The sequence below is a fragment of the Neobacillus bataviensis genome, assembly GCF_019969725.1.
Genome location: NZ_JAHXYW010000020.1, coordinates 25,485 through 47,210 on the forward strand (window position 1 = coordinate 25,485; position 21,726 = coordinate 47,210).

General features: G+C 40.5%; 22 protein-coding genes. 18 read left to right on the forward strand and 4 right to left on the reverse strand.

What is annotated here, in order from left to right; translation table 11 throughout:
- Positions 1–3 precede the first annotated feature (3 nt).
- Both LC455_RS28380 and pruA read left to right on the forward strand, forming a co-directional pair.
- A complete protein-coding gene (locus tag LC455_RS28380; protein ID WP_223596079.1) occupies positions 4–1,164 on the forward strand; it encodes a CamS family sex pheromone protein in 1,161 nt (386 codons plus the stop codon).
- 117 nt (positions 1,165–1,281) lie between these two features.
- Positions 1,282–2,829, forward strand: coding sequence for an L-glutamate gamma-semialdehyde dehydrogenase (gene pruA / locus LC455_RS28385; RefSeq protein WP_223596080.1), 1,548 nt, complete (start codon positions 1,282–1,284; stop codon positions 2,827–2,829).
- Between the two features lie 313 nt (positions 2,830–3,142).
- Here the strand turns inward: pruA and LC455_RS28390 are convergent, their stop codons facing one another.
- The gene (locus tag LC455_RS28390) at positions 3,143–3,952 is read right to left on the reverse strand and encodes a hypothetical protein (RefSeq protein ID WP_440446437.1); all 810 of its coding nucleotides are present in this window, start codon (positions 3,950–3,952) and stop codon (positions 3,143–3,145) included.
- Between the two features lie 200 nt (positions 3,953–4,152).
- On the opposite strand from LC455_RS28390, the gene LC455_RS28395 reads away from it, so the two are divergent.
- On the forward strand, positions 4,153–4,380 hold the full coding sequence (locus LC455_RS28395; RefSeq protein ID WP_223596083.1) for a hypothetical protein: 228 nt from the start codon (positions 4,153–4,155) through the stop codon (positions 4,378–4,380).
- Between the two features lie 18 nt (positions 4,381–4,398).
- The gene (locus LC455_RS28400) at positions 4,399–5,385 is read left to right on the forward strand and encodes a hypothetical protein (protein WP_223596085.1); all 987 of its coding nucleotides are present in this window, start codon (positions 4,399–4,401) and stop codon (positions 5,383–5,385) included.
- 33 nt (positions 5,386–5,418) lie between these two features.
- On the opposite strand, the gene LC455_RS28405 is transcribed toward LC455_RS28400, so the two are convergent.
- Positions 5,419–6,552, reverse strand: coding sequence for an acyltransferase family protein (locus LC455_RS28405; RefSeq protein WP_223596087.1), 1,134 nt, complete (start codon positions 6,550–6,552; stop codon positions 5,419–5,421).
- A gap of 270 nt (positions 6,553–6,822) precedes the next feature.
- Between LC455_RS28405 and nirB the strand changes: the two genes are divergently transcribed.
- From nirB to LC455_RS28440, 7 genes are all read left to right on the forward strand, one after another.
- Entirely contained in the window at positions 6,823–9,234 is a 2,412-nt protein-coding gene (gene nirB, locus LC455_RS28410) for a nitrite reductase large subunit NirB (protein ID WP_223596090.1), read from the forward strand.
- Between the two features lie 6 nt (positions 9,235–9,240).
- Positions 9,241–9,564 (forward strand): nitrite reductase small subunit NirD, encoded by a 324-nt coding sequence (gene nirD, locus LC455_RS28415; RefSeq protein WP_223596092.1) that lies wholly within the window; start codon positions 9,241–9,243, stop codon positions 9,562–9,564.
- Positions 9,565–9,590: 26 nt separating this feature from the next.
- A complete protein-coding gene (gene cobA, locus LC455_RS28420; protein WP_223596093.1) occupies positions 9,591–11,012 on the forward strand; it encodes a uroporphyrinogen-III C-methyltransferase in 1,422 nt (473 codons plus the stop codon).
- Positions 11,009–11,638 (forward strand): NAD(P)-binding protein, encoded by a 630-nt coding sequence (locus LC455_RS28425; RefSeq protein ID WP_223596097.1) that lies wholly within the window; start codon positions 11,009–11,011, stop codon positions 11,636–11,638. The genes cobA and LC455_RS28425 overlap by 4 nt, the downstream gene beginning before the upstream one ends.
- 173 nt (positions 11,639–11,811) lie before the next feature.
- Positions 11,812–12,006 carry a hypothetical protein gene (locus tag LC455_RS28430; protein WP_223596099.1) on the forward strand — a complete coding sequence of 65 codons (195 nt, stop codon included), beginning with the start codon at positions 11,812–11,814 and terminating at the stop codon, positions 12,004–12,006.
- 84 nt (positions 12,007–12,090) lie between these two features.
- Complete coding sequence (gene aceA / locus LC455_RS28435; protein ID WP_223596101.1) at positions 12,091–13,374, forward strand: isocitrate lyase; 1,284 nt, start codon at positions 12,091–12,093, stop codon at positions 13,372–13,374.
- A gap of 299 nt (positions 13,375–13,673) precedes the next feature.
- Positions 13,674–14,111, forward strand: a complete 438-nt coding sequence (locus LC455_RS28440) for a YueI family protein (RefSeq protein ID WP_223596103.1) — start codon at positions 13,674–13,676, stop codon at positions 14,109–14,111.
- A gap of 34 nt (positions 14,112–14,145) precedes the next feature.
- Here LC455_RS28440 and LC455_RS28445 read toward each other — a convergent pair whose 3' ends face one another.
- Positions 14,146–14,604 (reverse strand): OsmC family protein, encoded by a 459-nt coding sequence (locus LC455_RS28445; protein WP_223596106.1) that lies wholly within the window; start codon positions 14,602–14,604, stop codon positions 14,146–14,148.
- An 89-nt stretch (positions 14,605–14,693) separates the two neighbouring features.
- Here LC455_RS28445 and LC455_RS28450 point away from each other — a divergent pair, with 89 nt between their 5' ends.
- From LC455_RS28450 to LC455_RS28475, 6 genes are all read left to right on the forward strand, one after another.
- Positions 14,694–15,194 carry a VanZ family protein gene (locus LC455_RS28450; protein ID WP_223596113.1) on the forward strand — a complete coding sequence of 167 codons (501 nt, stop codon included), beginning with the start codon at positions 14,694–14,696 and terminating at the stop codon, positions 15,192–15,194.
- Positions 15,195–15,208: 14 nt separating this feature from the next.
- Positions 15,209–15,628, forward strand: a complete 420-nt coding sequence (fosM, locus tag LC455_RS28455; protein WP_223596115.1) for a FosM family fosfomycin resistance protein — start codon at positions 15,209–15,211, stop codon at positions 15,626–15,628.
- 148 nt (positions 15,629–15,776) lie between these two features.
- Entirely contained in the window at positions 15,777–16,070 is a 294-nt protein-coding gene (gene gatC / locus LC455_RS28460; RefSeq protein ID WP_223596117.1) for an Asp-tRNA(Asn)/Glu-tRNA(Gln) amidotransferase subunit GatC, read from the forward strand.
- An 11-nt stretch (positions 16,071–16,081) separates the two neighbouring features.
- The gene (gene gatA, locus LC455_RS28465) at positions 16,082–17,539 is read left to right on the forward strand and encodes an Asp-tRNA(Asn)/Glu-tRNA(Gln) amidotransferase subunit GatA (protein WP_223596119.1); all 1,458 of its coding nucleotides are present in this window, start codon (positions 16,082–16,084) and stop codon (positions 17,537–17,539) included.
- 12 nt (positions 17,540–17,551) lie between these two features.
- Entirely contained in the window at positions 17,552–18,979 is a 1,428-nt protein-coding gene (gene gatB / locus LC455_RS28470) for an Asp-tRNA(Asn)/Glu-tRNA(Gln) amidotransferase subunit GatB (RefSeq protein ID WP_223596122.1), read from the forward strand.
- Positions 18,980–19,458: 479 nt separating this feature from the next.
- A complete protein-coding gene (locus LC455_RS28475) occupies positions 19,459–20,382 on the forward strand; it encodes an AEC family transporter (RefSeq protein ID WP_223596124.1) in 924 nt (307 codons plus the stop codon).
- A 217-nt stretch (positions 20,383–20,599) separates the two neighbouring features.
- On the opposite strand, the gene LC455_RS28480 is transcribed toward LC455_RS28475, so the two are convergent.
- Positions 20,600–21,031, reverse strand: coding sequence for a VOC family protein (locus LC455_RS28480; protein ID WP_223596133.1), 432 nt, complete (start codon positions 21,029–21,031; stop codon positions 20,600–20,602).
- 137 nt (positions 21,032–21,168) lie between these two features.
- Here LC455_RS28480 and LC455_RS28485 point away from each other — a divergent pair, with 137 nt between their 5' ends.
- Complete coding sequence (locus tag LC455_RS28485; protein ID WP_223596135.1) at positions 21,169–21,711, forward strand: DUF1697 domain-containing protein; 543 nt, start codon at positions 21,169–21,171, stop codon at positions 21,709–21,711.
- Positions 21,712–21,726 lie beyond the last annotated feature (15 nt).

The window sequence follows — 21,726 nt, forward strand, 5'->3', positions numbered from 1 at the left end:
GACGTGAGAAAGCTCTCATTGCTCGCTCTCTCCTTTGTTTTTTTGCTGAGTGCCTGTGCACCGAATTTTCAGAAGCAAAATGAAGTAGTTCAATCAAAGGAGAAAGTGAAAGGGAAGGCGATTATTCCTAAATATAATATTTCAGACAATTATTACCGGACCATCCTGCCATTTGAACCTGGGGAAGCGCGCGGGTTGGTCGTGAATAATATTAATACTCGCTATGACCTGAACGAATTTGAGACGGGACTAATGCGAATCGCCCAAAATAGTTTCAGTACAGATAAGTATTATTTTCGTGAAGGTCAGGAAATTAAAGGAAAGACGATACGACTTTGGCTAAACCGTAAATTTACGGATCCACAATTAAAGGCTGAAGGCCTTAAAGCCTCAGAAAATATCGGGTTAAACCCTGTAGATACAGCTGCGGCTGGTGCTGAACCAACATCACCGGTTTATTTGGCTCATGTCTTAGAACATGATTATTTAACGAAAGACGATAAGGGAAATGTGTCTCTTGGCGGTGTTTCGATTGGACTTGCCCTCAATTCCATTTACTACTATCAAACTGTAAAAGACGGTCCTGTTTATGAGAAAAAAATTGATTATGCTGACATGGAAAGAGAAGGAAAGAAGATGGCTGAGGAAGTCGTTAAGCGGATGCGGGCGATGAAAAATTTAGCCGATGTACCGATTACGATTGGTTTATTTATGCAGCAGAGCAAATCTTCTGTTATCCCTGGCAGATATATTGCTTACTCAACCGTTGATAAAGGCAGCCAGACATTAAATGATTGGGAAAAAGGAAATGAAAAATATTATTTATTCCCTTCAACAGATGCCCAGGAAGATCATCGTGATGATGTGATTGCCTTCTTAAACTTTAAGCAGGATGTTGAAGAATATTTTCCTAATTTTAATGGTGTCATTGGCAAAGCATTTTACGTTGGAGATCAACTCCAGGAATTAAATATTACTATTCCGATTCAATTTTATGGGAAAACAGAAGGAATTGGATTTACCCAGTATTTGACAGGATTGGTTATGGAGCATTTCCCTAAATATATCTCTGTTTCTGTTAGTATTACGTCAGTCGACGGGCCTGAAGCCTTAATTGTCCGCAAGGCAAACGAAAATGAGCCATTTGTTTATATTTACCAGTAAAGTCCGGCCTTTGGGGCCGGTCTTTTTTTAAAAATTTTATCATTTGATACTCACAAATGAATCATGTAGAATGAACATTGGGTGTAAACGTTTTATACATAGGAGGGTTTCAGAATAATGGTACAACCATACAAACACGAACCATTCACAGATTTTACAACAGAAGAAAACCGTCAGGCCTATCTTAATGCGTTAAAAACAGTAGAAGGTTATTTAGGCAAGGATTATCCTCTTGTTATCGGCGGAGAGAAGATTACGACAGAAGATAAAATTGTTTCTTACAATCCTGCCAATAAAGAAGAAGTGATTGGCCGCGTTTCAAAAGCGAACCAAGAGCTTGCTGAAAAAGCAATGCAGGCAGCTGTAGAAGCATTTAAAACTTGGAAAAAGACAAAGGCAGAAGTTCGCGCGGATGTGCTTTTTAAAGCAGCAACAATCATTCGCCGCCGCAAAAACGAATTCTCTGCACTTTTAACCAAAGAAGCAGGAAAGCCGTGGAGAGAAGCGGATGCTGATACTGCAGAAGCAATCGACTTTCTAGAATATTATGGCCGCCAAATGCTTGCATTGAAAAATGGCGTACCGGTAAATAGCCGACCAAATGAATTTAACCGCTATGATTATATTCCATTAGGAGTTGGGATCATCATTTCTCCTTGGAACTTCCCATTAGCGATTATGGCTGGAACAACTGTAGCAGCAATCGTTTCTGGTAATACCGTACTTTTAAAACCAGCTTCTACAACGCCAATTGTGGCTGCTAAATTCGTAGAAGTTATGGAAGAGGCAGGTCTTCCTAAAGGCGTGCTAAACTTTGTGCCAGGAAGCGGCGCTGAAGTAGGCGACTACTTAGTTGACCATAAGGATACTCGTTTCATCAGCTTCACAGGTTCACGCGATGTAGGACTACGCATTTTCGAACGTTCTTCAAAAGTGAATCCTGGTCAAGTGTGGATGAAGCGTCTAATTGCTGAAATGGGCGGTAAGGATACGATCGTTGTTGATTCTGAAGCTGATTTAGAGCTTGCAGCACAATCAATCGTTGCTGGCGCATTTGGTTTCTCCGGTCAAAAATGTTCTGCATGTTCACGTGCAGTTATCGTTGAAGATGTTTACGATACCGTTTTAAACCGCGTTGTTGAATTAACGAACCAATTAACTATTGGGGATCCAACTGAGCAGGGCTCTTACATGGGTCCAGTTATCGACAATAGTGCGTTCAAAAAGATTATGGAATATGTTGAAATTGGAAAGCAGGAAGGTAAGTTAATGGCTGGCGGCGAAGGCGATGACTCTAAAGGTTACTTCATTAAGCCAACTGTTATTGCGGACCTTGCTCCAGATGCCCGCATTATGCAGGAAGAAATCTTTGGCCCAGTAGTAGGATTTACAAAAGCGAAGGATTTTACTGAAGCGATTGAAATTGCCAACAACACCGAGTATGGCTTAACAGGTGCCGTTATCACCCAAAACCGTGCTCACTTAGAGCAAGCTCGTGAAGATTTCCATGTTGGTAACCTGTACTTCAACCGTTCATGTACAGGCGCAATCGTTGGCTACCAGCCATTCGGCGGCTTCAACATGTCAGGAACTGACTCAAAAGCAGGCGGCCCTGACTACCTATTGCTTCACATGCAAGCTAAAACTACTTCTGAAATGTACTAAGAAATATGAAACCTCTTCTCAAGATTTGAGAAGAGGTTTTTTACATAGGTGTCGATGAAGGACAAAACTGGTAAAGGAAACTGGAAACCGGTCACTAAGGAGAGTTCATAAAGCCCCACCCGCTCAAGAATAAGAAGGAACTGTCCTTCATATTACGGATGAAGGACAAAACTGGTAAAGGAAACTGGAAACCGGTCACTAAGAAGGATTCATAAAGCCCAACCTGCTCAAGAATAAGAAGGAATTGTCCTTCATAAGGCGGATGAAGAACAAAACCCATCAAGAAAGCCAAAGAAATGTCCTTCAACCACACTTAAGGAACCTTCACCACAAACGGAACTGTGGATACTTTCCCCTTTTGTTGAAATTGTCCCCAGATTTTATAGATTCCCTTTTCAGGAAAAATCGTCATAAACGTAACCTTCGGTCCATTCCCTTCCATTGTCATTGGATGAATGTGCAAGAATTTTTCGGCATCTCCGCTTATCGCAACAGCATGTCCCATTGCACCTAAATAGGGCTCCAGATTTTTTATCGGTTTATTGTTTTGGGCATCACGAATGGTAAAAGTCATATGCGAAGTTTTTCCAGCCGTCAGATTTTCAAATGAAAGGGATACTTTTTTACCTTCGACCACTTTCGTTAGCTTTTTATCAGCGACAAGAGGCACTTCCTTTGCTGGTGCACCCTCAACCTGCAGCCAGTGGCTTTCCACACTTGGGTCACCACCGCCTTTAGGGGTAAATTCGGAGATGAGTTTATAATCTCCCCCAGCTGGAAAAGCCGTTTTAAAAAAGAATTCCCCATTTCCTTTATATTCTGGATGAATATGTGAAAAATAAGATAAATCCTTGCTAACAAGAAATAAATGCATTTTTTTCTCATGAACAGTATCAAAAGATTGAATCGGTTTATTGGCCTTGTCCGTGATCAGTATTGAAACGGGAAAATCTTCGTTAGCTTTCGGATGGCCCGAGACTTTCCATTCAGAATTTGTTGGGACTATGTCTGTTGGTGTGGCACTCATTTGATGGTTCATTGTGGTCTTGGGTACTTTTAAGGAATTACAGGCCGATAAAAGAATCATAGATAAAAGACAGAAGGCAATCATATAATATCGCAAGGTCATTCTCCTTTTCACAATAGTCCATTCTACTAAATATACATTCCCTATTTCCACCAATGCAAGAATTTATTGACAATAAATAAGTCGCCTTAAGAAAAAATAATGTTAATATAAAGAAGTCTCAATAATATTGAAACAATTTATAGAAATAATTCGTCATAAAATAAGAAGTGATTTTAAATGGAGGAAAAGGCCAGTTGATACCGTTCTATTTATTACATGTTACAGCGGTTGCTCATAGTGAAAATTTACTTTGGACCTTTTTATTATGCAATATTTTTGTTGTCAGCTCTGGTATTGTCTTTATGTATAGATTATTTACACAAAAAAAGGTGCGGATCGCAGGAATTACGTTTGGCATTGCCATAGCGATTAATTATGTCCTTATCGCTATATACGGTGATATTTTTGATTTACTTGAATAGAGAAGGGGGAAGGTATAATTGAAATATTATCGTTTGTGGGTAATCGCCTTTTTATTAAAATTCATTGGTTCCGCTTGGGATGCCTCCTATCATTTTAAATATTTATTCGAAGAATACTCCATACCCCATATTGTTAATACATTAGGCTTTGCACTGGGTGCCATTTTGCTTTTCCAAGAGTGGCGGCAGACGCAGCACATGGATCGCTTTTCTAGAAACCTGATTACCATTGGCTATGCGTTATTCTTAATCGGGATTCCCTTAGATTTTACTTATCATATTGCCTATGGCATTGATTTAACAACATGGAGTCCGACCCATTTTATTTATTACATTGCCACCGATATAATGATTTTCGGCGTTTGGCGGGGATATTTTATCTTTAGCCGGGACGTGAAACCGACTTGGAAGTCTATGCACACGTGGTTTGCGATGTTTCTCCTTGAATGTTTTATGTTTCCGAACATGCAGCAGGAAAATGGGGCGATTTCTTATGATCAGTATATCCATGGAAAATCGATTGCCTCAAAAGAAATATTAGAACTAATCTCAGACCCTGCCTCCCAAATTTTTGGCGGCATTCCGGAATGGGTGTATCCGATTTATTCTGTGATAATGGTAGCTGGTTTAACGATTATCATTATTAGGATATACCGCGATTTTTCTATTCCTGTAGCGGCTGCGGCACTATACATCCTGCTTAGATTTGTGGGAAAAACGATCTTTTTCGCCGTCGGCTACCCAACTTCGTATGTCCCGATTACGATTATATTAATTCCGCTTTTCTTTTTCATATTTAAAAAGACCAACTGGATTGCAGGCCTCACGGGGAGCATAGCATACTTTCTTGTGTTGTTTGCGATAAATAGATCCGGCATTTTGATCACACCGCCATTGGTAATATGGGAACTTGTCCCAGTTGCTTTAATTGGCACACTTGTCCCGGTCCTTAATTCCCAAATAAAGCGAATACCACTTTGGCATAAAAATAAACAACCGGCTTAAGAAAGGGTGCCCCATTGGGCACCCTCTTCTAATTTAGCGGGACGCTATAGTTGTGACTGTCGCTGATTTCTTAACAACTGATGAACCTTTTATACCGAATAAGAATCTTAATACAGGAACCCGCTTTATTATAAACTGATAACAAAGCATAATCACTACAAACGAAGCAGAGACAAGAAAAATAAGTTTTACGGGCATTGGCCAAGACAAATCATAAATAAGATAGCCAAATAGAACAATGACAGGCTGGTGCAAGACATAAAAAGGCATCGAGGCTTCACTGCCATATTTTAAGAAACGATTTGAAAAAGATAAATACTTGTCTGCCAAGAAAAAAATACATAAAAGCCAGCTCCAGCAATTTAATGAATGAACGGCAAAAAAGATAACATTACTGATCGCGCCCGGCTTCGGGATCGCTCTCATAAACCAAACAATGAAAACAATAGAAGTAATCATCGCAATGCTGAAATGAATCTTAATCGTTTTTTGAAGGGCAGGTTTAAATGCTTCATTTGATAAAAAATAATAGCCGTAAATAAAAATGGCAAAATAAAAGACAAGATCCCAGCCGCCTAAACTGACGGTTTTAATCACCCCGACCAAAAACAACAAAATGGGTAATAGGATAAAATGAATCAAGCCAAATTTGTCTTTTCTGCCTATTTCTTTAAAAAGAGGCAGCGTAAGAAAGGAAAATACCAAAAGGACGAGTAAATACCAAAGGTGTAAACCAAAGAAGGCAAAATTTCCAGTTCCTCCAATACTTAAGTACAATCCGTCAAAATAATGAGGGAAGAAATCAACAAATGATCCATTAAACTGATTGTGGGTTATCCGTTCAATATAAACCTGGGGAGGAGTCAAGAAGACTACACCAAACAAAAGCGGTACTCCTAGACGTACCAATCTCTCACGGATGTAAACCCTAGTGGTTCGTTTTTGGAGGGTATATACCACACTTATTCCTGATACCGCAATAAAAATTGGCATAAGCCAGGAACCAGCAAAAAGCGAAAAAGCTAATATCCCGCCTGAATCTAGCTGATTGTTCTTCACATGCCATGGAAAGGGATTGAAGAACATGGAGCAATGATAAAGAAATACGGCCAGGGTGGCCAAGACGCGAATCCAATCCAAATCATATTGTCTATTATCCTTTTTCATAAATCACCTCTAATAATGGGTTCTAAGAAATTCCATTAATCTATGTTTCGTTTTCCTGTCTCACTTTTATAGATTGCACGATTCCCCATAGAACACCCCGATATGTTAGATAATTCCATTTTATCACGATAGTCTAGGTTTATGACAATAATGTGAAACTCTTCACAAATTTTGTTTGGAATGTGACGAACGTCACAAATTTTAAGCAGAAAGGTAATTACAATATAGCTATAGAGAAAAACGTAATTAATAAATAGGGAGAGACCCATTATGAAAAAATTAGTGATGATCGGTAACGGAATGGCTGGAGTCAGAACTATTGAAGAAATTCTCAGACTAGCTCCAGAACAATTTGAAATTACCATTTTTGGACAGGAACCACATCCAAACTATAACCGTATCAAATTATCAAACATCCTTCAAGGCGACACTAGCTTTGATGAAATCATTATCAATCCGTTAGATTGGTATAATGAAAATAATATTCAATTATATACGGGTGAAGCGATAGTCAAAATCGATGTGGAAGGAAAACGAGTCATCAGTGACAAAGGCCGTGAAGTGGACTTTGATGAATTAATAATTGCCACTGGTTCGAATTCTTTTATTCTGCCAATCCCAGGTGCTGACAAAATCGGTGTGACCGGTTTCCGTGATATCCACGATTGTGAAATGATGATCAAATCAGCTGAGCAATACAAAAAGGCTGTAGTAATTGGCGGTGGATTGCTTGGGCTTGAAGCGGCAAGGGGATTGTTGAACCTAGGCATGAAGGTCGATGTGGTACACCTTATGCCAAATTTAATGGAACGCCAATTAGATTCAATTGCTTCATCACTACTGAAAGCAGAACTAGAATCACAGGGCATGAACTTTTTAATGGAAAAAGAAACTGTCGAAATCCTTGGCGACGAACGCGTAACAGGTCTGCGCTTTAAGGATGGATCTGAAGTGGAAGCAGACCTCGTTGTCATGGCCATTGGGATTAAATCCAATAATGAAGTAGCAAAAAGCAATGGGATTTATGTTAACCGCGGCATCGTCGTAAATGATTTTATGGAAACAAGTGTACCAAGTGTTTACGCCGTTGGTGAATGTGCAGAACATAGAGAAATTGTTTATGGCTTGGTTGCGCCATTATACGAACAAGGCAAAGTGCTCGCAAACCGTATTTGTGGGTTAACAGCAGAACCTTATACAGGATCGGTTACCGGAACACAGCTGAAGGTTGCCGGAGTAGACTTGTTCTCAGCTGGAGAAATCTTTGATGATGGCCAAACCAAATCCATCATGGTTTACAATGAATTTGAAGGCATCTATAAACGGGTCTTAACAAGAAATAATCAAATTGTTGGAATTGTGATGTACGGTGATACAAAAGAAAGTACAAAACTATTCCGAATGCTGACGAAAAAAGAAGATATTACAGGAATTTCTATTTTTCAAACTGAATGCAGTGCCGAGGCAGGCGGCGATGTAGCCTCCATGCCAAATGATGAACTTGTGTGCGGCTGTAATGGAGTGACAAAGGGGGCAATAGTAGAGGCGATTAAAACACAAGGCTTGACCACACTTGATCAAGTAAGCCATTGCACGAATGCTGGACGTTCTTGCGGCCGCTGTAAGCCGATGGTCAGCCAAATTCTTGCCCATACGCTAGGGGACCAATTTGATGCTGCAGCTGCTCAGAAAACAAGTATTTGCGGATGTACCACCATTAGCCGTGAGGAATTAGTAGAGGAAATCAAAGCTAAGGGTTTAACAAGTGTTAAAGAAGTCATGAACGTTCTCGAATGGAACAATGAAGAAGGCTGTACAAAATGCCGTCCAGCGATTAACTACTATCTCGGTATGATTTACATGGATGAATATAAGGATGACCGCGATTCCCGTCTTGTTAATGAAAAAATGCATGCGAATATCCAAAAGGATGGAACCTATTCTGTTGTTCCAAGAATGTATGGCGGGGTGACCACCGCTGCCGGTTTGAAAAAAATTGCGGAAGTTGCTGAAAAATATAACGTTCCTCTAGTAAAATTAACTGGAGGACAGCGTATTGGATTATTCGGTGTTAAAAAAGAAGATCTGCCAGGTATGTGGGAAGAGCTTGATATGCCTTCTGGGTATGCATACGGAAAAACGCTTCGTACGGTCAAAACCTGTGTTGGCGCTCAGTTCTGCCGCTATGGTACACAGGATTCTATGGCTTTAGGCATTGAGCTTGAAAAGAAATTTGAACGTCTTGATACACCGCATAAAGTAAAAATGGGGGTATCAGCTTGCCCAAGAAACTGTTCTGAAGCGGGCATCAAGGACATCGGCTTTGTCGGCATTGATGGCGGCTGGGAGATTTATGTAGCCGGTAATGGCGGTGTTGACCTTCGCCCTGGCGATTTGCTATGCACAGTCAAAACGACAGAAGAAGTAATGGAAGTGACCGGTGCCTATTTGCAATACTATAGGGAAACGGCTAATTACTTGGAGCGGACTTCTAAGTGGGTGGAGCGTGTCGGCCTTAATCATGTAAAAGAAGTTCTAGCAAACGAAGAAACTCGTAAGGCCTTGAATGAGCGAATGGATAAAACATTGAAAAAATACAGTGAACCATGGAATGAAGCGATTCAAAGTGAAGAAATTAAAGATAAGTATTATACTAAACACACTGTCAAGGTGGGGGAGTGAGTCGACATGCTGCAAACAATAACTCGTATACCAGTTGCCCATTATTCAAATGTAAAGATGAGATCCGGATATTCCATCAAAATTGATAACAAGGAAATTGCTATATTTAAATTAACAAATGGCAAGGTGTATGCCATTGAAGACCGCAGCCCCCATCCAAAGGGGGGCGTCCTATCCGAAGGGTTAGTTAGTGGTGAATACGTATATTGTCCCGTTTATGATTGGAAAATTTCATTAGCAGATGGAAAAGTGCAGGCACCAGATGAAGGACAAGTTAGGAAGTTTAAGGTAGAATTAGAAAATGATATTATTTTTATTATACTAGAGTAAGCAATATTCGCGGGGGAGGCTGCACGATGGAAAAAGGTAAGGTATTTTTAGTAGGCGCAGGGCCAGGGGACATCGGATTAATTACCGTAAAAGGATTGGATGCAATCAAGCAAGCCGATGTCATTCTTTATGACCGTTTAGCTAACCCGAAGCTGTTGGAATTTGCCCCAAACAAGTGCGAACTGGTTTATGGAGGCAAGCTGCCGGAACGCCACTTTATGCGCCAGGAAAATATAAATGATTTTCTGGTAGAAAAAGCCTTACAAGGCAAAATAGTTGTTCGTTTGAAAGGCGGCGACCCAGGTGTTTTCGGCCGGGTGGGCGAAGAAGCGGAAGCCCTGGCGCAGCATCAAATTCCTTATGAAATCGTCCCAGGCATAACCTCAGGGATGGCAGCACCCCTATATGCCGGGATTCCGGTAACCCATCGGGAGCACGCAGAATCCTTTGCAGTCGTTACTGCCCATGATAAATCCAAGGATGGAAAACCAAATTTAGACTGGGAAAGCCTAGCCCGCGGTGTGGATACCATCGCCTTTTACATGGGTGTCGGAAATTTACCGTTTATTTGTGAAAACCTTATTCGTCATGGAAAACCTTCAACCACTCCTGTGATCTTAATTCAATGGGGCACATTTGGCCGTCAAAAAACCTTGCAAGGTACATTGGCTGACATTTCAGCTAAAGTGTTGGAAGCAAAGTTCAGCAACCCATCTATTATCCTTGTCGGCGAGGTCATTTCCATCCGTGAAAAAATTAGCTGGTTTGAGAAAAAACCATTACATGGCCGGCAGCTTTTGCTCGCTCGCACAGGTACTAACCCTAGCGTACTGGCAAAGGAATTAATGGCACTTGGAGCCGATGTAATTGAATTTCCAAAATGGAAGAAGACTCCTTTACCAATAGATGTTTTAAAAGCGGCTGCCTTTGAAAAAATTCTGTTTGCCTCACCTGAAAGTGTGGAAGAATTTTTCACAGCCGTGATAGAGCAACAATTAGATATCAGGACGATTAAAGCTGACTTTTATGGAGCATCCATTAAAACCATTAAAGCACTAAACAGCCGTGGATTTAAGGCTCATCTAGCTGAAGAGCCTGGAGATTATCTTGTCGTCGGCGATGATAGCATTTTGATAAAAAGCTATGAAAACGTGATGGTTACAAGCAAGAAAGAAATCGACCAGCAGTTCTTGCCTATTTTTAAAAGAATGTTAGGAGAAGCGGCATTGAATACCATGGTATTCCCAAGCAGCGCCGCAGTTGAACCATTTATCGAAGCATTAAGCGAATGCGGCATTTCTGCTTCAGAGCTTTTGAAAGATTTACAAGTAATCAGTATGGGGAAACAAACATTGGTTGCAGTTGAGGCAGCGGGTCTTCGGTCGGATGGTATGCCGGAACAAGCAACAAAGGAAGCCTTGATAAATTATTTAGAGGGTCGTCAATGAACTCATTCTATCCTATTATATTACGGCTTAATGGTAAAAAAGTGGTAGTCGTGGGCGGCGGTAAAGTAGCCGAGCGAAAGGTGAACGGTTTACTTGGGACAGGAGCAGATGTAACTGTAATAAGTCCGGAGATAACGGAAGCGATTCAAAAACTGGCGAATGAGGGTAAGATTGTTTGGCAGCAAAGGACTTTTTCAGAAGAAGATGTTTATGGTGCTTTTATGATTTTTGCAGCGACAAATGATCGAGCATTAAATCAAAAGGTGAAAGATTCGGCAGATTCTCACCAGCTTGTAACCATGGCCGATAATCCAGATGAATCGAATTTTCATGTTCCTGCACACTTGCAGCGTGGTCGGTTAAGCATTTCTGTTTCAACTGGAGGTGCAAGTCCAACTCTTGCAAGGAAAATTCGTGTACAGCTTGAACAGCAGTTCAATGAGTCGTATGAAGCTTATTTGGAATTTCTGTTTTTAAAGCGGCAATGGATTTTGAAAGAGGTGGAGGATGCCTCTTTTAAAAGAAAACTATTAGCTGCCATCGTTAGCCCAGATTTTTTATATAGTGAAAATCGCGAGCAGGATTTTAAAAGATTATATAATGAGCAAGCAGGTACCTTTGATTAGGGTACCTGTTTTTTTATATGGTGCTAGTACAAAAGTATTAACTAGTACGACTTAAGGATTATTTTACCTATTTTTATAAAATTTTCAGAAAAGTAGTTCCATTTTTTAAAAGTGTGTTATATAATACAAAACGAGGATAGTTACTGTATTATAACAAAGAGGTGATCTGGTTCGTGTCGACGCAAAAGTCTCGTATTGAGGTGACCGGGGCTTCGAAAGCCCAGTATGATGAGATTTTAACACTAGAAGCATTAAGTTTTATTGAAGAGTTTAAGTATAAATTCAGAGGCAGGCTAATTGAACTGTTACAATGGAGGGTTAAATTCCAGCGGGAAATAGGTGCACAAGCCTATGCTGGCAGCAGTTAAGCTGTTTGAAGGCAATTTTTAACGTTAGCTGTAAATGAAAGTCTATAAAAATTAAAATTAATAGATTAATAGGAGGAATTTAAAATGACAAATTCAAGAGTTACTCAATTGCAAGAAAGCTGGGAGTTAGATAAGCGCTGGAACGGGATTACTAGACCATATACGGCGGAGGATGTTATCAAGCTTCGCGGCTCGATTGATATCGAACATACATTAGCAAAAAAAGGCGCAGAAAAGCTTTGGAAGCTTTTGAATGAAGAGGATTACATCAATGCCCTTGGCGCCTTAACAGGAAATCAGGCTGTTCAGCAAGTAAAAGCAGGACTGAAAGCCATATACTTAAGCGGCTGGCAGGTTGCAGCAGACGCCAACCTTTCCGGACATATGTATCCGGACCAAAGTTTATACCCAGCAAACAGTGTACCAAGCGTTGTAAAACGAATTAACCAAGCCTTACAGCGTGCCGACCAAATCACTCATTCTGAGGGTGACAACTCTATTGACTGGTTCGCTCCAATCGTCGCCGACGCTGAAGCCGGCTTTGGCGGACAGTTAAACTGCTTCGAATTGATGAAAGGGATGATTGAAGCAGGTGCTTCAGGCGTTCACTTTGAAGATCAGCTATCTTCCGAGAAAAAATGCGGCCACTTAGGCGGTAAGGTGTTACTGCCAACCCAAACGGCGGTTCGCAACTTAATTGCTGCTCGTTTAGCAGCAGACGTTATGGGCGTTCCTACAGTATTAGTAGCTCGTACGGATGCCAACGCTGCTGATTTAATTACTAGTGATATCGATATGAATGACGCCCCATTCATTACAGGAGACCGGACACCTGAAGGCTTTTTCCGTACAAAAGCAGGCATTGATCAAGCGATTGCCCGCGGCTTAGCTTATGCACCATATGCTGACCTAATCTGGTGTGAAACTTCAGAGCCAAACATTGAAGAAGCAAGACAATTTGCGGAAGCCATCCATGAGCAATTCCCTGGCAAACTATTAGCCTACAACTGCTCACCATCCTTCAACTGGAAAAAGAAACTGGACGAAGAAACGATTGCAAAATTCCAGCAAGAGCTTGGCAAAATGGGCTACAAGTTCCAGTTCGTAACACTAGCAGGTTTCCATGCGCTAAACCACAGCATGTTCGAGCTTGCCCGCGGCTACAAAGAGCGCGGTATGGCAGCTTACTCCGAATTGCAGCAGGCTGAGTTCGGCAGCGAGCAATACGGCTACACTGCAACACGTCACCAGCGTGAAGTTGGTACTGGTTACTTCGACCAAGTATCCATGGTCATCTCTGGCGGAACCTCATCCACAACAGCATTGAAAGGCTCTACCGAAGAAGAACAATTCTCAGCGAAAAAATAAATGCAGATTTGAATCCTTCTCTCCATTTGGAGAGGGGGATTTTTTTATAGGAGTAGTTTACTCTTGCATAGTGGATGAATACTCTCGGATGAGCTGCGAAAACTCTCGGATAATGAGCGAAAACTCTCGGATAAGCAATGATTACTCTCAACAAGTTGAATTGCTCTCGCATAAGACGAATTAACTCTCGGATACCACTGTTTTACTCTCGAATTGGCCATAATCCCAATTTTTTGAAAAGCACACTTTTTAAGTTATTATCATACAAAATAATAGCCTTTTAGATGGAGTTGATTTTTTTGAAAAAGCAAACCGTGGAAGAGGTTTTGCAGCAAGGAATCCATGGGCCCATGGAAACCAAGCCTGATGAGCGGCGTAAATACTTAGGAACCTTGCGTGAACGGATTATTGTGGCCTTGTTGAAAAACCAAGTTGCCGAAACAAAAGTTTACCCCCAAATTGAGCGGTATATGAAGGAAAACCCAAGAGCACATCTTTTTTTAAACGGCAGTATGAGCTATGAGAACCTATCCAAGTATGTAAAAATCGCTACCAAGAATAAAATCGAACACACCATTGTAACCAATAAAGGCCATGATACAGAGTTTGGCTTAATCTTGGCAATGAACTATGCCATTGATAAAGAAGAAATTCTAATTACGAAAAACGTCCCAATTAATCAGCCAGCCAAAAAGAAAAAGGGGCTGCTCGCACGGTTTTTGAAAAAATTAAAATAAGAAAAAAGGCGTAATCCAAACGGATTTACGCCTTTTATTCAGCGGCAGAAGAAATCTCAACAGTCGCCTGCAATTCCATTTCAACATTACCTTGAACAGCGCGGCTGATCATGCAGGAGGCTTCCGCTTTTTTGGCAAGCCGATGTGCCAATTCAATCTCTTTTTCGGCAGCATTTCTTTTTAAGACAATATGCGGCCGATGAATAATCTTCTTATAAGTAATAACCCCTTTGGTGACATCTACTATTCCCTCAGATTCCATCGTTAAGCTTTCCTTCTCAAGCCCGCTTCGCTCCATGATGGCAGCAAGAGTAATGATATAGCAGGTTGCGGCAGCCCCAAGCAGCATTTCATCAGGATTGGTGCCAACTCCCGGACCCTTCATTTCAGGTGGTATCGAAACTTTCGTCTTCAAGTTCGCGGTTTCAATTTCTCCAACATCATTCCTTAATCCCGGCCAATTAGCTTTTAAATGAAAGTGATGTTCAGCCATTTTAAATTCCTCCTTTTTATCTAGTGCAAGATTGAAAATATATGGTATTTTTATAGGAGCGTTGTAAATTATTTTGGAGTAGTGTAAGGATGAAAATATTAAAAAAATTTGCTTTAACCATAGTTCTGTTACTTTATTTAGCCATTCTGACAAAACTTATTTTATTCAAATATATTCCGTTAACAGAGATTATTCATCATTTTAATTTTACCTACAATGAATACCACTGGCGTTCCAACAATTTTGTTCCATTTAAAACGATTTACTTTTACCTTTACTTAGCTGATATCAATTTTAGTATTATAATTGAGAATTTAGTCGGGAACGTTATTGGTTTTGCCCCATTAGGGTTTATTTTACCATTATTATCGAAAAGGTTCTTAAAATTGAAACCTGTCATTCTTGCCGCCTTCAGTCTTAGTTTAACCTACGAAGTTCTGCAGCTGTTATTTGAATTTGGCAGCTTTGATGTCGATGATTTAATTTTAAACACCCTTGGAGGGTTTCTGGGTTTCTTACCTATTAAAATCATTTACTTTTTCTCCAAAATTAAGAAAAAGCAATCTACAAAAAGAAAGAAAGTTAGCTAATTGGAGGGGGATTTATGTCTGTAAAAGGTATAAACCATCTGCTTTTTTCTGTTTCCAATTTAGAGAAATCGATTGAATTTTATCAGCAGGTTTTTGATGCTAAGCTACTGGTAAAAGGAAGAAGTACTGCTTATTTTGACCTTAATGGAAACTGGCTTGCTCTTAATGAAGAAAGAGATATCCCTCGAAATGAAATTTATCAATCTTATACTCATATTGCTTTTTCAATCGATGAAGCAGATTTTAATAAAATGACCGAGAAACTTATGGGATTGAACGTCAATATTCTTCCCGGTCGTCAAAGGGATGAAAAGGATAAAAGGTCGATCTATTTTACGGATCCTGATGGCCATGAATTTCATACAGGGACATTGCAGGACAGATTGGACTACTATAAGCAGGAAAAAACACATATGGAGTTCTACGAAAAATAAGGGGGCAATACTCCTTTTTTTCATGCTAGTAATCTAAAACACCACAGAATTGTTAATACTGATGTAGGAATCATTGCAGTAAAGCGCAAAAGTTTGATATTATCAATATTAAAATAATACTGAAAAAAGGGATTGGGGGTTATCGAACATGTCACGAATTTCCACTGATCAGGTTAAGCACGTGGCCAATCTGGCTCGTTTAGCAGTATCTGAAGAAGAAGTTGAAAAATTCACTAAGCAGCTGGATGCAATTATCTCTTTTGCAGAACAATTAAATGAATTGGATACAGAAAATGTAGAACCTACATACCATGTACTTGATTTGAAAAACGTATTGCGGGAGGACATTCCAAAACAAGGATTGCCGCGTGAAGAGGTACTAAAAAATGCGCCTGAGCATCAGGATGGCCAAATAAAAGTACCATCGATTTTGGGAGAGTAAGGAGTGAAAAGATGAGTTTATTTGATTATAAAGTTTCAGATTTGCATGAGCTTTTACATAAAAAAGAACTAAAAGTTTCAGACCTCGTTGATGAATCGTATAAACGAATTGCCCAGGTCGAGGACAAAGTCCAGGCTTTTTTAACGTTGGACGAAGAGCGGGCGCGTCTTACAGCAAAATCGCTTGATGAGAAGCTTAATACGGATGTGACAAAGGGCTTGCTATTCGGCATGCCGATTGGATTAAAGGATAACATGGTGACAAAGGGCTTAAGGACAACTTGTGCGAGTAAGATTCTTGAAAACTTTGATCCAATCTATGATGCAACTGTTGTGCAGAAGCTTCAGCAGGCAGAAACAGTTACCATAGGTAAGCTTAACATGGACGAGTTTGCCATGGGTTCTTCAAACGAAAATTCACGATTCCAAAAAACACGCAATCCATGGAATCTTGAAACGGTTCCAGGTGGTTCTTCAGGTGGTTCAGCAGCATCCGTTGCAGCAGGGGAAGTCCTGTTTTCATTAGGTTCCGATACAGGTGGTTCCATCCGTCAGCCGGCAGCGTTTTGTGGTGTGGTTGGATTAAAGCCAACCTATGGCCGTGTTTCCCGCTTTGGTCTTGTCGCATTTGCCTCATCACTTGATCAAATCGGACCGATTACGAGAACAGTAGAGGATAATGCCTATCTGCTTCAGGCGATTTCTGGTTTAGATCCAATGGATTCAACCTCTGCACCTGTAGAGGTTCCAAACTTCGCAAGTGCTCTGACAGGAGATGTGAAGGGTTTAAAAATTGCTGTTCCGAAAGAGTATTTAGGCGAGGGTGTCAGTGAATCAGTCCGTCAATCTGTGTTAGATGCTTTAAAAGTGCTTGAGGGACTGGGAGCAGTTTGGGAAGAAGTATCACTGCCGCATTCAAAGTATGCTCTTGCGACCTACTACTTGCTTTCATCCTCTGAGGCATCAGCGAATTTGGCCCGCTTTGACGGCGTACGTTACGGTTATCGTGCCCCTGATGCCGAAAGTTTAATGGATTTATATAAAAAGACAAGAGCTGAAGGCTTTGGAGAAGAAGTAAAACGCAGGATTATGCTTGGCACCTTTGCGCTTAGCTCTGGTTATTATGATGCTTATTATAAAAAGGCACAGCAGGCTCGTACGTTGATCAAAAAAGACTTTGAAGATGTTTTTGAAAAATATGATGTTATCGTCGGCCCAACAACGCCAACTCCAGCCTTTAAAATTGGCGAAAAAATCGATGATCCATTGACGATGTATGTCAATGATATCTTAACGATTCCATTAAACCTGGCCGGTTTACCAGGAATCTCTGTTCCATGCGGCTTTGATGGCGGCCTGCCGCTAGGCTTGCAAATCATTGGCAAACATTTTGATGAAGCAACGGTTTATCGCACAGCACATGCGTTTGAACAGGCAACAGATTTTCATAAACAGAAGCCAGGATTGTAGGGGGTGAAGAGAGTGGAATTTGAAACAGTGATTGGACTTGAGGTCCATGTTGAGTTAAAAACAGAATCAAAAATCTTTTCGGCCAGTCCAAACCATTTTGGTGCTGAGCCAAATACGAATACAAGTGTCATCGACCTTGGTTATCCGGGAGTATTGCCGGTTCTGAATAAAAAAGCAGTAGAATTCGGTATGAAAGCGGCAATGGCCTTGAACTGCGAGGTGGCGACACACACGAAATTTGACCGGAAAAACTACTTTTATCCAGACAATCCCAAGGCCTATCAGATCTCGCAATTTGACAAGCCGATTGGCGAGCATGGCTGGATTGAAATCGAAGTAAATGGCTATACGAAGAAAATTGGGATTACCCGGATTCACCTAGAAGAGGATGCTGGAAAGCTTAACCATGAAAAAGGGTACTCCTTATGCGATTACAACCGTCAGGGAACTCCGCTTGTTGAAATCGTTTCGGAGCCGGATATCCGTACCCCTGATGAAGCCTATGCTTATTTGGAAAAATTAAAATCAATCATTCAATATACCGGTGTTTCCGATTGTAAAATGGAAGAAGGCTCACTTCGCTGTGATGCCAACATCTCCATTCGTCCAGTAGGGCAAGAAGAATTTGGAACAAAAACCGAGTTGAAGAACTTGAACTCGTTTAACTTTGTCCGCAAGGGTCTTGAATTTGAAGAAAAGCGCCAAAGAGAAGTGGTTTCTTCAGGTGGAAAAATCGATCAGGAGACACGCCGCTTTGATGAAGCTACCGGTGCAACATTGTTGATGCGCGTAAAGGAAGGTTCGGATGATTACCGCTACTTCCCAGAACCAGACTTGATGGATATATATATTGATGAAGAGTGGAAGGCACGAATTCGCGCTGAAATTCCCGAACTGCCGGACCAGCGTCAAAAGCGCTATGTGGAAGAGCTTGGGTTGCCAGTTTACGATGCAAAGGTTTTGACAGTTACGATAGAAACAGCTAATTTCTTTGAAGCAACCGTTAACGCCGGTGCGGACGCAAAGATGGCTTCCAACTGGGTAATGGGTGAAGTGTCTGGGTATTTGAATGCTGAAGGGAAAGAGCTGCATGAAGTTGCATTGACCCCTGAAGGCTTAGCAAGCATGATCAAGTTGATTGAAAACGGAACAATTTCCTCAAAGATTGCGAAAACCGTTTTTAAAGAGTTAATCGAAAACGGCGGGGATGCCGAGCAAATTGTGAAAGACAAAGGTCTTGTTCAAATTTCTGATGAGGGAACGCTGCTTAAAATTATTGCAGAAGTTCTTGATGCTAACCCTAAATCTGTGGAAGATTTCAAAGATGGAAAAGCAAAAGCAGTGGGCTTCCTTGTTGGCCAGCTGATGAAAGCGACCAAAGGACAGGCCAACCCGCAATTGGTAAATCAATTGCTGCAGCAAGAATTACAAAAGCGTTAAATGGTTAAGCTGGCAGAACGACTCTGCCAGCTTTTTTAGTGAGAAAAAAGTCGAGCATGTTTCGACATTATTTTTTTCAATTTCCCGGGAAAAACCAAATAAAATAAGGAATTGCTTCCCTATCAATTAAACGTTTGATTAACAAGGAAAAATACGAGAACTTGTCGAAGTCTGAATTATAACTTGGAATTTGAAGTCTTTCGACAAGAATGGAGGATGAAAAAAGGCGATGAACCATCCTCTCGTCATTTTTCTCTTCATATTGATTGAAAAACTCCGCTATTTATATGGTCTAATACAGCTTTTAATCAAACGTTTGATTAGATTTCTTAGAACTAATCAAACGCTTGATTAAAAATGCAAAATACATTGTTTTGACGAGCTTTTCTTCAAAAATCAACTAGGAAGTTTGTCGAAAATAAAAGATATTGTTTTTGGCGGCTAGCTTAATATAATAGTTTAAAAGGGAGGGTTTACCAGTGATCCAAACAGTCTTTTCAACACTTTTTGAAGTGATAGTGCCGCTTTCGATACCGGTTATAGTTGGTGCCTTGCTAGGGCATTTTAAGAAGCTAGATACAAAACCGCTTTTGACGGTGACTTTATACTATTTAAGTCCGGCCATTATATTAGATACCTTGATGAAAGCTCACGTTTCACATAATGATATCTATAAAACGCTGGCGTTTTCATTGCTTAATCTCATATTGTTATGGGCCATTGCAAACCTCTTGGGCAGAATTCTTAAGTTTCCTGCGAGTGAAACCGCAGGACTGACACTAATTTCTGCTTTCACCAACAGCGTCAATTATGGGCTTCCACTCGTTTTACTTGCCTTTGGTCAACTGGGGCTTGAGAAGGCTTCTGTATATGTCATTTGTCAAATGGTCATCGTGAATACTATCGGAGTCTACTTTGCGGCCCGCTCTCATTTTTCTATAAAAACTGCAATCAAATCTGTATTCTCCCTGCCAGCCATTTATGCAGCCTTACTGGCATTTTTACTGCAAAGTTTAAATCTATCTCTCCCTGGCGGAATCGCAAAAGGGGTGTCTATGATTGCCGGAGCATATTCGCCTGTTGTAATGGTTATTTTAGGAGTACAGATGGTGAATGTGAAAATCGCCAAGCTAGAATGGAAGTCTGAAGCATCGTTTTGGACAGGCATGGCCGTTCGAATGCTCGTATCCCCCTTTGTCGCTTTATTTTGCATCTATGTCTTACAGATCAATGGGATTTTGCAGTCTGTTCTTTTTATATTGGCCTGCATGCCCGTAGCAGTAAATGCCTTAATTCTTGCAGAAAGATTTAATGCTTCTCCTAAAATCGTTTCAAAATGCATTCTTTGGACAACCTGCATCTCTTTTATCGTATTACCCTTTCTTATAGTAATCATTAAGTAATAGTTCGACATGTTTTTTATATTTACATAGAGGAAAAACAAGTCTTCATAAGATCTTTCCTTTTTTTAATTAAACGTTTGATTAGTGTTTTTGATATTAATCAAACGTTTAATTGAAATGGAAAAATTCCTTGTAAACCAAGGCTTCACTTATAAAATCTATTAAGGAATTTGTCGAAAAAAAAGCTGCCAAAGCAGCCTCATAGGTTAATTGAATATTAAAAAGAAATCATCGCCCCGCGGTCATCAAATACCGAGCTTGGATTCCAAGCTACTTCCCAAAGATTGTTTTCGGGATCAGCAAAATAGGCTGTCCGACCGCCCCAAAAGGCATCACTTGGTTCCCTTACTATTTTGCCGCCTGCTTGACGGATTTCCTCAATGGTCGAGTCGACTTGCTCCGGCTGCTCAACATTAATAGCAAAGGTTACCCCTCGATAAGTTTCTGTTGAGTGGGAGAGTTCAATACCAGCATCTTTTGCCAATTCTTCGATTGGAAATAAAGATAGGAGAACCCCAGCAGTTTTAAAAACGGCATATTGGTCAGAACTAATTTCCGTTTCTTCCCAGCCTAATGATTGATAAAACGAACGCAATATCGGTAAATTAATTGCTCCTATTGTAATTAAAGTTACTCTTTGCAGAACCATATTCCTTCCTCCCAATGTGTTAATGTTCACTATCTTCTCCAAATCCAAACAAATATCCTTCAACTAATGTAGTTTAATTTGCTCCACAGATGTTAAGATTTAGGAAAGAGAACCAATTAAATAAGCGAGGTACATTTATGACTATTTATATTGCATTACTTCGGGGGATTAACGTTGGCGGGCATAAAAAGATTAAAATGGCAGACCTCAAAAATTTATTAGAGGACATGGGTTTACAAAAAGTGAAAACATATATTCAAAGCGGGAATGTTTTGTTTGAATCAGATAACGAAACAGAAAGGCTTAGAGGGCAACTGGAGGAAGAAATAGAGAAAACTTTTGGGTTTACAGTCCCGGTTATTTTAAGAACATCGGAGGAATACGAACGGATTATTCATGACTGCCCTTACTCGGCCGAAGACTTAAAAGAAGGGGAAAGTGTTCAAATAGCCTTTTTAGGGGGCGAACCTACTCAGGGTGGGATTGACCATTTGCAAAACTTTGAAAGTGAAAAGGATGAATGCAAAGTAATCGGCAAAGAAGTATATCTCTTTTTCCGCCAAAGCATCCGAGATTCCAAATTAGCAACACAGCTTCCAAAACTCGGCGTTCCTGCAACAGTGAGGAACTGGAATACAGTAATGAAGCTGGACACCTTGGCAAAAACAATAGCGGAATAAAAAAACGCTCGGAAT